Origin of the sequence: Limnofasciculus baicalensis BBK-W-15 (genome assembly GCF_024178385.1) — a bacterium.
GTDB classification, from domain to species: domain Bacteria; phylum Cyanobacteriota; class Cyanobacteriia; order Cyanobacteriales; family Coleofasciculaceae; genus Limnofasciculus; species Limnofasciculus baicalensis.
This window is the reverse complement of the sequence record NZ_JAMZMM010000218.1, coordinates 1-10,460: the sequence shown is the minus strand read 5'-3', so window position 1 is coordinate 10,460 and position 10,460 is coordinate 1. Positions and strand designations below refer to the sequence as shown.

At 41.9% G+C, this 10,460-nt stretch carries 6 protein-coding genes; all 6 read left to right on the top strand.

Annotated features, from left to right (window positions below; genetic code table 11):
* Positions 1 to 86 precede the first annotated feature (86 nt).
* Complete coding sequence (locus NJ959_RS19190) at positions 87 to 971, top strand: GDSL-type esterase/lipase family protein (RefSeq protein WP_254013348.1); 885 nt, start codon at positions 87 to 89, stop codon at positions 969 to 971.
* Positions 972 to 1,070: 99 nt separating this feature from the next.
* Positions 1,071 to 2,279, top strand: a complete 1,209-nt coding sequence (locus tag NJ959_RS19185; protein WP_254013347.1) for a 4-hydroxy-3-methylbut-2-enyl diphosphate reductase — start codon at positions 1,071 to 1,073, stop codon at positions 2,277 to 2,279.
* A 122-nt stretch (positions 2,280 to 2,401) separates the two neighbouring features.
* A complete protein-coding gene (locus NJ959_RS19180) occupies positions 2,402 to 3,610 on the top strand; it encodes a S8 family peptidase (RefSeq protein WP_254013346.1) in 1,209 nt (402 codons plus the stop codon).
* Entirely contained in the window at positions 3,600 to 6,299 is a 2,700-nt protein-coding gene (locus NJ959_RS19175) for an NACHT domain-containing protein (RefSeq protein ID WP_254013345.1), read from the top strand. The genes NJ959_RS19180 and NJ959_RS19175 overlap by 11 nt, the downstream gene beginning before the upstream one ends.
* Positions 6,300 to 6,894: 595 nt before the next feature.
* Positions 6,895 to 9,534 carry an ATP-dependent chaperone ClpB gene (clpB, locus tag NJ959_RS19170; protein WP_254013344.1) on the top strand — a complete coding sequence of 880 codons (2,640 nt, stop codon included), beginning with the start codon at positions 6,895 to 6,897 and terminating at the stop codon, positions 9,532 to 9,534.
* A gap of 79 nt (positions 9,535 to 9,613) precedes the next feature.
* Positions 9,614 to 10,231: a Uma2 family endonuclease gene (locus NJ959_RS19165; protein ID WP_254013343.1), complete on the top strand. Its 618-nt coding sequence runs from the start codon at positions 9,614 to 9,616 to the stop codon at positions 10,229 to 10,231.
* The last annotated feature ends 229 nt before the right edge of the window (positions 10,232 to 10,460 follow it).

The window sequence follows — 10,460 nt, the reverse complement described above, 5'->3', positions numbered from 1 at the left end:
CACGCCAATTTGAGTACAAATATGGCGTGAGGCTTCCGGCGAAGAAAGCTAAAATCTGATTCAAACCCGATGCTAGATCTAAGTTAGTGTCCACCACTCCCTCCAAAAACTTCCCAACTTGGGCTTTATTCTCCCTTGCTGCTAATCTTTTACTCCTGATGGGGCTTACCTGGGTGCTTCTACCTTCTGCCCAGCTATCACTCCCCTATCCAATTAAGAAATCAGCAGCAACTACCCAAGCTCCCAAATCCACCCCCGATGAACCACCGCCACCACCTGAACTAGGACCGCGCCATCAGCTAAACTATCAAGAGTGGGTAGTCCTTCTAGAAAAAGAAGCCGATGTTATTGCCAGTCGCCAACCCGAACATTTGGCTATTCTCCTGGGCGATTCTCTAAGTCTATGGTTCCCCAATGAATTATTGCCACAAGAAACAATCTGGCTGAATCAGGGTATTTCTGGAGAAACCTCTGCTGGATTGGTCGAAAGATTAAATCTGTTGGATAAGACAAAACCCGATGTCATTTTTGTCATGATTGGGATTAATGACTTAATTCGGGGAGTAGAAGATCGAACAATTCTCAAGAACCAAGAATTAATTATCCGTAACTTGCGACGAGTACACCCTAAAGCCAAGATTGTCCTCCAGTCTATCTTACCCCACGGTGCCGAAAAATCTACTTGGCAAAGACGCGATCGCCTCCTGGAAATCCCCAACAGCCGGATTCAGCAACTCAACCAACGCCTCAAAGCGATCGCGCAATCCCAAGGAGCGATATACCTCGATCTCTATCCCTTGTTTGCTGAAGAGAGCGGTAATATGAATATGGCTTTGAGTACCGATGGCTTACATCTGAGTCCCAAAGGTTATTTGGTTTGGCATTATGCTTTACAAGTTGTCAATCAGATGGGAAGGGATGGGGGATTGAGGAGTGGAGGGGAAACAGGCAAGATGCCTGTTCTACGATAGATGAATTATGGCAATTCGTGGGACAGGCATCTTGCCTGTCTCTTAATCTGTTCTACGATATTGATTAGAAACCAAGTCAATTCGTAGGACAAGCGCTTCATGGATACAAGAGCTTTCAAACGTTCACTCCAAAGTTCAGAGAATTACAATCGTAAGGGATTTGGTCATGGGGCAGAAGCTACAACTCAGCTTCAGTCAGAATATCAAAGCCACCTCATCCAAGAAATTCGCGATTGCAATTATCGACTGAAACGGGGAGATGTCACCATCCGACTGGCAGAATCTTTTGGTTTTTGCTGGGGGGTGGAAAGGGCTGTGGCGATGGCTTATGAAACTCGTACCCATTTTCCGACTGAGCGGATTTGGGTAACTAATGAAATTATTCATAACCCTTCTGTCAATCAGCGTTTAGTGGATATGGAAGTGGGATTTATTCCTATTCAGGATGGCACTAAGGATTTTTCTGTAGTTGATAGCGGGGATGTAGTTATTTTACCTGCTTTTGGTGCTAGCATTCCGGAAATGCAGCTTCTCAAAGACAAAAACTGCAAAATTGTTGATACTACTTGTCCTTGGGTATCGAAAGTTTGGAATACCGTTGAAAGACATAAGAAAAAGAATTGTACTTCAATTATTCACGGCAAATATAAGCATGAGGAAACTATTGCTACTAGTTCTTTTGCTGATAAATACCTAGTAGTTTTGAATATGAAAGAGGCAGAATATGTCGCCAATTATATTCTCAATGGTGGGAACCGGGATGAATTTATGGCAAAATTTAGCCGCGCTCATTCTTCTGGATTTGACCCAGATCTGGATTTAGAGCAAATTGGAATTGCCAACCAAACCACCATGCTCAAGAGCGAAACTGAGGCAATTGGTAAGCTATTTGAGCGGACGCTGATGAAGAAGTATGGACCAGATAAATTAAACGATCATTTCCAAAGCTTCAATACCATCTGCGATGCCACCCAAGAGCGACAAGATGCGATGTTAGACTTGGTGGAAGAAAAATTAGATTTAATTCTGGTAATCGGCGGCTTTAATTCATCGAATACCACCCAATTACAGCAAATTGCGATCCAGCGAAATATTCCTTCCTATCACATTGATACTGCCGTGCGAATTGGGATAGGTAATCGGGTGGAACATAAGCCATTAGGAAAGGATTTGGAAGTAAAAGAAAATTGGCTTCCGGCTGGTGAAATTGTGGTGGGGGTGACTTCGGGAGCATCGACACCGGATAAAGTAGTAGAGGAGGCGATTGAGAAAATTTTTGAGTTGAAGGCAGTGGTTATGGCGGTTTAGGAGATTGTTGATTGTGTAAATAGATCGCCCTAATATCTATTGAAAAGGAGGATAGGAGCGATCTATTTAAGATAAAATGTTTTGCCATTACATTGTCATATTATCCTTTACAGCAATATCTTATGACCTTATATATTGTTCGCCCCAAGACTTCCTCCGTCACCGCTTCCCTGTCACTCATGTCCAGAAAATTTACACGCCAAAGTCGGGTAATCCAAGCACAAGAGGTAACCAATTTTTGGCAGGAAGACTCCGTTTATCAAGAAATTATTCATTGGCTGGCGGATACTCAAGATTCTGGCATAACTCAAATTGCCAAAACAGAGACAATTATTACAGGTACTGCTATTGTCAGAATGACTGAGGAACAAGCTGAACAAATGCGTCGGGATTTACCGGATGCGGATGTTTTGCCGGATCAACGAATTGAATTAATTCGCCCTTTGCGAGATGAAACTTCTATTAAAACAGAAGTAACTGATTCTGATTTATGGCATTTAGAAGCAATTGGGTTGAAAACTTGCCGTCAGGGAGGATATGAATACACAGGAAAAGATATCACGATCGCGGTTTTGGATACAGGGGTAGATGCCACTCACCCGGAATTACAAGGTAAGATTACCGCCGCTTATACATTTGATGTCGAACAAGGCGTAGTATTGTCAATGAATCCTAGCCTAGATACAGACGATCATGGCACTCACGTTTCTGGATTGATTTGCGGTAAAAATGTAGGAATTGCGCCTGGTGCTAATATTATTAGTGGCGTGATGATTCCTGGTGGTTTTGGGAATATTTCTGACTTTATATTTGCGCTTTCCTGGGTGGCGAAACAAGCTGAAGTTAGTATTGTCAACATATCCGCTGGTATTTCTGGATATTTGCCGAATATGGAAAAAGAAATTAAAAGTATACTATCATCAGGTGTCCTGCCAGTTTGTGCGGTTGGTAATGATGGACAAGATCAAACTCGTAGCCCCGGTGACTATCGTGATGTTGTCTCAGTAGGGGCGACAAATAGCCAAAATAAGATTGCTGGTTTTAGTAGTAGTGGCAATATGATTGTAGACAATCATCAATATCAAGTACCGCGATTAGTTGCGCCGGGAGAAAATGTATATTCATCAATACCGGGAGGTACTTATAAAGCTGAAAGTGGCACTTCTATGGCAACGCCTATTATTTCAGGTGTGGCAGGACTTATCCTGGAAGAATATCCCGATATAGATGTGTTAGACTTAAGAGGAGAATTATATTCTAGATGTAAGTTGCTCAAACAGCCCAAAGATCGCCAGGGTTACGGGTTAATCCAAATGAGTTATGAAACTTGAGCCAAAGCAGATCGAAAAAATTGACCCTTTGCTAGAACAAGAATTGAGAGAAGCAAGGGGTGATGAAGTATTATTGGTAATAATGAGTCTTGCTGGTAAAAATTCAGGAGAAGATGATTATCTAGATTCTGGATTACACCCCTCCCAATTTCCTAATCGAAAAGCATATCGACAGGCTTTGATTGACTTACAAAAACAACGAGTTGCTGATGCTATCGGCGATACTCTCAAGGCATTAGAAAAATTTCCCCTCAGAATTACTGGTGGGGATATGAGCCAAACTATAATAGTGAAAGGGAGAGCTAGTGATATTCTGGCAGCCTTGGCATTAGAGGGTGTAAGCTATGCTTCCCTGGATCGTGCGATCGCAATTAATGATATTGCTAAATATCTGGCAGGTATTTTTGGGCAAGCCATTGCTAATCTAGATCCCAAAACTGAACAAGTCATTTTAAATGCAGCAGCACAGTATTTCCAGACTTATTACAAGCGCTACGGCAAGTTGAGAGTCTTGGGCATGAAACAATTACTGCCATTAGATTTTATTTACACGGCAGTACAATTTTTAGATAAGGAGGAAATTTATAATTTTATATACTCTCAAGATTTAGAGAAGGTTTCCCGTAAAAATAGAGGATTCCAGTCGAGGGAATCTGTAAAAGAGGAAGGCATACAAGTCGCCAAACAAACCCAATATCTGATGGTACTAGGTGCGCCGGGAAGTGGCAAGTCTACATTTTTACGGAAAATGGGATTAGAGGCACTTAAAGGAAAGGAAGGTAATTTTGGACATCAGTCTATTCCTGTATTTATCGAACTGAAACGATTTAAACCCAGTGAAAGTAATATTCAAAATTGTATTACTAATGAATTTCAATCCTGTGGCTTTCCTCAACCGGAAGAATTAATAGAAAAATTACTAAAGCAAGGAAAATTGCTAATTTTACTAGATGGGTTGGATGAAGTGCCAAGCAAGCATCTGAATCCAGTTATCGAGCAAATACAGAAATTTGTAGAAAAATACAAACAAAATCGGTTTATTACATCCTGTCGCACTGCCGCTTATCACCAGCAATTTACTATATTTAAAAATGTAGAGATTGCCGATTTTGACGATAGTCAGATACGAGAGTTCATCTATAATTGGTTTCAGTCAGATGAAGACAAAGAATCAGGTACGGCTGATATTATTTGGCAAAAGTTCCAAGATAATAGTGCCATGAAAGAGTTGGCAAAAACTCCTTTATTATTAACCTTTTTATGTCTCGTATACGATCGTTCTCAATCCTTTCCCAGCAATCGCAGCACATTATATCAGAAAGCCTTGCGGATATTATTAGAGGAATGGGCAGCAGAGAAACGGATTCAGCGGGAGGAGATTGCGGCGGGATTGAATACTGATTTAGAGGAGATATTGCTATCGGAGATTGCCTATCAAGGGTTTGAGGCAGATAAACTGTTCTTTTCTCGGCAAGAATTGATCGATCAAATTACCGATTTTATTGATAATAATTTGAATGCGCCCAAGCACTTGACAGGGAAAGATATTTTGTACGCGATTGAAGTACAACAGGGTATTTTAGTAGAAAGAGTAAGAGATGCTTATTCTTTTTCTCATCTGACTTTACAGGAGTATTTAACAGCAAAATATATTGACGATAATCGGCTGCTTGAAAGAATGGTGTCTCAACATCTCACAGATGAAAGTTGGCTAGAGGTGTTTTTATTGGTAGCTGGGTTGATGGGCGGTGGGGCTGATGAGTTATTGTTGTTGATGGAAAAGGAAGCACAGAAGTATATTAATAGTCCTAAGTTGAAGGGTATATTAGAATGGGCGGATTGGGTAACTGATGGTTCGGAAAGTGATATTAAACCTGTGGGGAAAAGAGCAATTGCGATCGCTAACACTTACGCTATTGCCAACTACATCTACAATAACAGCGCCAACAGTAGCACAATCATCCACCCTATTCCCGACCTCGATCCCAAAATCTTGGCTAAGATTATCACTAACAGGATCGTTAACGCCAACGGTATTGGCATTGTCCCCTTCTACGTTGATAACGACACCATTGTCACAATCCTTGACAACGCTCATGCTATTGCCGATGCTAACGCCATATCCAATGGCTATTTTAAAGCTGTTCTCCAAGGTATCGCTAAGGCCGATGCCATATTCAATGACTCTGTTAAGGCTATTCTTAAAGATATCCTTAAAGATATCGCAAATGCCAACGCAATCCTCAAAGCAAACTCGTACACCTGCGTCGCAGAAACCGATTCCATCGGCAAAATCATCGCCCAAGCCCTAGTAGAAGTAATCAGCAAAGCTATCGCTAAAGCCCGTAAAGTGGAGCAACTACAAATCTTCAAGAAGGAAAATTTTACTGTATTGATTAGACAACTAACAACACTGCAATCTCAAATTATTAATCTTGAGCAAATTCAACAAGTGCAGCCTTGGCAGCAAAAATTTGCTGAACACCTGCTGCAAATGCTGCAAATTTATCTTAATGCTTTTAATCTCAACAGAGAACTTATCAAGTTATCCGAGGAAGAAGCAATAGCATGGAAAAATTATCTCTACGCTAGTCATCTCATAATTCAGTGTAAAGAAGCAGCAGTGCGAGTATCGCCTAAAACTTGGGCAGAAATTGAGGATCGAATGTTGCGGGTTGTGGGGGATTAAACATGAGATGGGGAATCGTATAAGTTGGAGGATACTGTAGGGGTGAAGCATTCGGGAGATCAATTTTGTGACTTAGCCAGGATTTTGTATCAGAATGCTTCACCCTGCCCTAATCTTAGATCTTGCACCAGTTGCCAAAACCGCCAGTGGTTAAAACCACTGTCTAATAGCTAAAGTCCGTTAAAACGGACTAAAATCAAGATTAATAGTCGAAATCAAGATTAATAGTCGAAATCAAGATTAATAATCGAAATCAAGATTAATAATCGAAATCAAGATTAATAGTCGGTTTCAACCGACTTAAGCTATCAGACAGAGAATTTATTCTCTGGCGGGTTTTTGGAGTTAAGGAGTACAAGAATATCAAATTAATTTAATTGTCTACGAAGTAGAAGACAGGAGCATCGTACAATGGATAAAATAACTCGCTATCGACTCTCCCTTTATACGTCAGTATGATGGCTTTGCCGTTGGATAGCACATCAACATACTGCCTCACGCTCTTCAACCTCGCCCTAATCCTTATTTTCAACAGAGGAGGTTGCTATACTTCAGAATGAGAGATACTATATCAAGCAAAATTCCTTCTCACCAAATGCAGCCCACTGACCCAAACAAGTTCACAGAAACCGCTTGGAAAGCGATCGCACAATCCCAAGACGTAGCCCGTCGCTTCAAAAATCAGGTGCTAGAAGCGGAGCATGTGGCTATTGCACTCCTGGAGCAGGAGGGGCTGGCGGCGTTGATTCTCACTAAGCTAGCGGTGGAAATCCCCCGCTTCCTGCAACAGTTAGAGGCTTTCACCAACCGTCAAGCCAAGGTACTCAGCTTTGACCAATTGTACCTCGGTCGCAGCTTGGATATTATGCTGGATCTGGCGGATGCTGCTAGAACTAAATGGGATGATGAGTTTATTGCTGTGGAGCATTTACTTATCGGTTTGGCGGAAGACGATCGCGTGGGGCGGCGTTTGTGCAAAACTTTTAATATCGATACCCCAAAGTTGGAAGGGGCGATTAAGGCGATTCGTGGTTCTCAAAAGGTTACTACCCAAAGTCCAGAAGCTCGTTACAATGCTTTGGAAAGATATGGGCGGGATTTGACTCAGGAGGCAAAGGCTGGGAAACTAGATCCGGTAATTGGGCGAGATGAGGAAATTCGTCGGGTAGTGCAAGTGCTATCTCGGAGATCGAAAAATAACCCAGTACTGATTGGGGAGCCGGGAGTGGGAAAAACTGCGATCGCAGAAGGTTTAGCCCAGCGTATTATTAATGGTGATGTCCCGGAATCTCTGAAAAATCGTCAGCTTATTTCTTTAGATATTGGCAGTCTGATTGCTGGGGCAAAATATCGGGGCGAATTTGAAGATAGACTGAGGGCAGTTTTACGAGAAGTGACTGACTCAGAAGGTCAAATTGTTCTATTTATTGATGAATTACATACTGTAGTTGGGGCTGGTGCTTCTCAGCAAGGGGCAATGGATGCTGGGAATTTGCTCAAACCAATGTTGGCACGAGGGGAACTTCGCTGTATTGGGGCTACTACTTTAGATGAATATCGTAAATATATCGAAAAAGATGCTGCTTTGGAACGTCGCTTTCAACCTGTTTTAGTTAAACAGCCCAATGTAGAGGATACTATTTCTATTTTACGAGGACTTAAGGAAAGGTATGAAGTCCATCACGGGGTTAATATTACTGATTCGGCTTTAGTTGCAGCGGCTACTTTATCTCAACGTTATATTAACGATCGCTTTTTGCCTGATAAAGCCATTGATTTAGTAGATGAAGCCGCAGCCAAAATTAAGATGGAAATAACTTCCAAACCAGCGGAATTGGAAGGAATTGACCGGAGATTGATGCAGTTAGAGATGGAAAAGTTATCTTTAGAAGGGGAGAATCTAGCTGGTAGCATCACAGCCGAAAGACTGGTACGGATAGAGAAAGAAATTACTAATTTAACCGAGAAACAACAAGTACTATCCTCCAAATGGGAATCGGAAAAACAGCTATTACAAGAGATAAGTACTCTCAAAGAAGAAGAAGAACAATTAAGAGTCCAAATCGAACAGGCAGAAAGAGCTTATGATTTGAATAAAGCCGCCCAACTTAAGTATGGACGATTGGAAAGTGTCCAGCGCGATCGCGAAGCTAAAGAAGCCCTCATGCTAGAATTACAAGCAGGTGGTACAGCTTTGCTAAGAGAACAAGTCACCGAAGCTGATATTGCCGAAATTGTCGCTAAATGGACAGGGATTCCCGTAAAACGTCTCCTGGAAACAGAAAGACAAAAATTATTACAACTAGAAGGACATTTACATCAGCGCGTCATTGGACAAAGTGAGGCAGTATCCGCCGTAGCCGCTGCAATTCGTCGCGCTAGGGCAGGAATGAAAGATCCTGGCCGCCCAATTGGTTCATTCTTATTTATGGGGCCAAGTGGGGTAGGTAAAACTGAACTTGCCAGAGCGTTAGCCCAATTCCTATTTGACAGCGATGACGCTATCGTCAGGATTGATATGTCGGAATATATGGAGAAACATTCAGTTTCTCGATTAATTGGCGCACCACCTGGATATGTGGGATATGAGGAGGGGGGACAACTCTCCGAAGCAGTGCGGCGACGACCTTATTCTGTGGTATTGCTGGATGAAGTGGAAAAAGCCCACCGAGATGTATTTAACGTTTTGTTACAAGTACTTGACGACGGGCGCATTACCGACTCTCAAGGGCGAACAGTAGATTTCCGCAATACGATTGTCGTGATGACGAGTAATATTGGCAGTGACCATATTCTAAGTGTGGCGGGGGATGATTCGCAGTACGAAGAAATGCAGAAACGGGTGACGGATGCGCTAAGGGCACATTTTCGCCCCGAATTTCTCAACCGCGTAGACGATAATATTATCTTCCACACCCTAACCAAAACCGAATTACGCCAAATCGTCGTAATTCAACTCAAACGGATTGAGCGACTTTTATCCGATCAAAAGATTAATATTGAATTATCGTCAGAGGCACAGGATTATTTGGCAGATGTAGGGTACGATCCAGTATATGGGGCGCGTCCTTTGAAACGAGCGATTCAGAGAGAATTAGAAAACGCGATCGCAACTAAACTATTGGAAAATCAGTTTATCGCAGGTGATACGATAATGGTTGAGTGTGTAGAAAATAGTCTAACTTTCAGCAAGAAAGCTGTGGTTAAGTTACTGGAGCCTCAAACTGTGGTTTGAATAAGTTTTGCGAGGGTAGATTTTCCGGAACCAAAATATTGCTATAGATGGCATTATGGAGGAATTGATTAGGTAAATTATGGTTCAAGCCTTACCGAAAACCAAGCTAGTAACCTTTGAGGAGTTTGCCCAATGGAAACCAGAAGAGCGACGATATGAACTGCATGATGGGGTAATTGTTGAGATGTCGCAGCCACTGGGAGGACATGAAGAAGTTAAAGGTTTGTTAACTACGGAGTTAGCCTTTGAATATAGAAGATTAAATCTGCCTTACTTTATACCTAATCAAGCATTGGTCAAACCACCCGAGCGCGAATCAGGTTATTTACCAGACATTCTATTACTGAACCGTCCCAATTTGGTCAACGAATCTTTGTGGAAGAAAGAATCTACAGTTACTCAGGCTGCATCAGTACCCTTGGTGATTGAAGTTGTCAGCACCAATTGGCGTGTTGATTATTTGACTAAGGTTAAAGACTATGAGGAAATCGGTATTCCTGAATATTGGATTGCTGATTACTTGGCTTTGGGCGGTAGACGATTTATTGGTACTCCCAAACAACCAACTATCTTTATTCACCAACTGATAGATGGAGAATACCAAGTTAGTCACTTCAGAGGTGATGATCGGATCGTATCACCAACTTTCCCTGAGTTAATCCTAACTGCTAACCAGATTTTTCAAGCGGGTGTCTAGATAGGGCTTGCTGAATAAGTCTTTCTAAAAGTATTACCCGTGAAAGGAAATGTCTATTGATTGACTACTGGAGATCAATTTTGTTGAGCCTGACAATTAGTTGAACTCAACCAACTCCCATGGGGTGTTACTGTAGTCGGTGCAGCAGTAAGAATCACATTCCCATTAGCATCCTTATACCAGCCTTGAGCTTCGACAATCACCTTTGGTTTATTATCTCTTGTTGTTT

Bases quoted from the DNA above. Each gene is read 5' to 3' on its own strand.
- NJ959_RS19165 (WP_254013343.1), top strand. From the start codon at position 9,614: ATGGTTCAAGCCTTACCGAAAACCAAGCTAGTAACCTTTGAGGAGTTT.
- NJ959_RS19180 (WP_254013346.1), top strand. From the start codon at position 2,402: ATGACCTTATATATTGTTCGCCCCAAGACTTCCTCCGTCACCGCTTCC.
- NJ959_RS19175 (WP_254013345.1), top strand. From the start codon at position 3,600: ATGAAACTTGAGCCAAAGCAGATCGAAAAAATTGACCCTTTGCTAGAA.
- NJ959_RS19185 (WP_254013347.1), top strand. From the start codon at position 1,071: ATGGATACAAGAGCTTTCAAACGTTCACTCCAAAGTTCAGAGAATTAC.
- clpB (WP_254013344.1), top strand. From the start codon at position 6,895: ATGCAGCCCACTGACCCAAACAAGTTCACAGAAACCGCTTGGAAAGCG.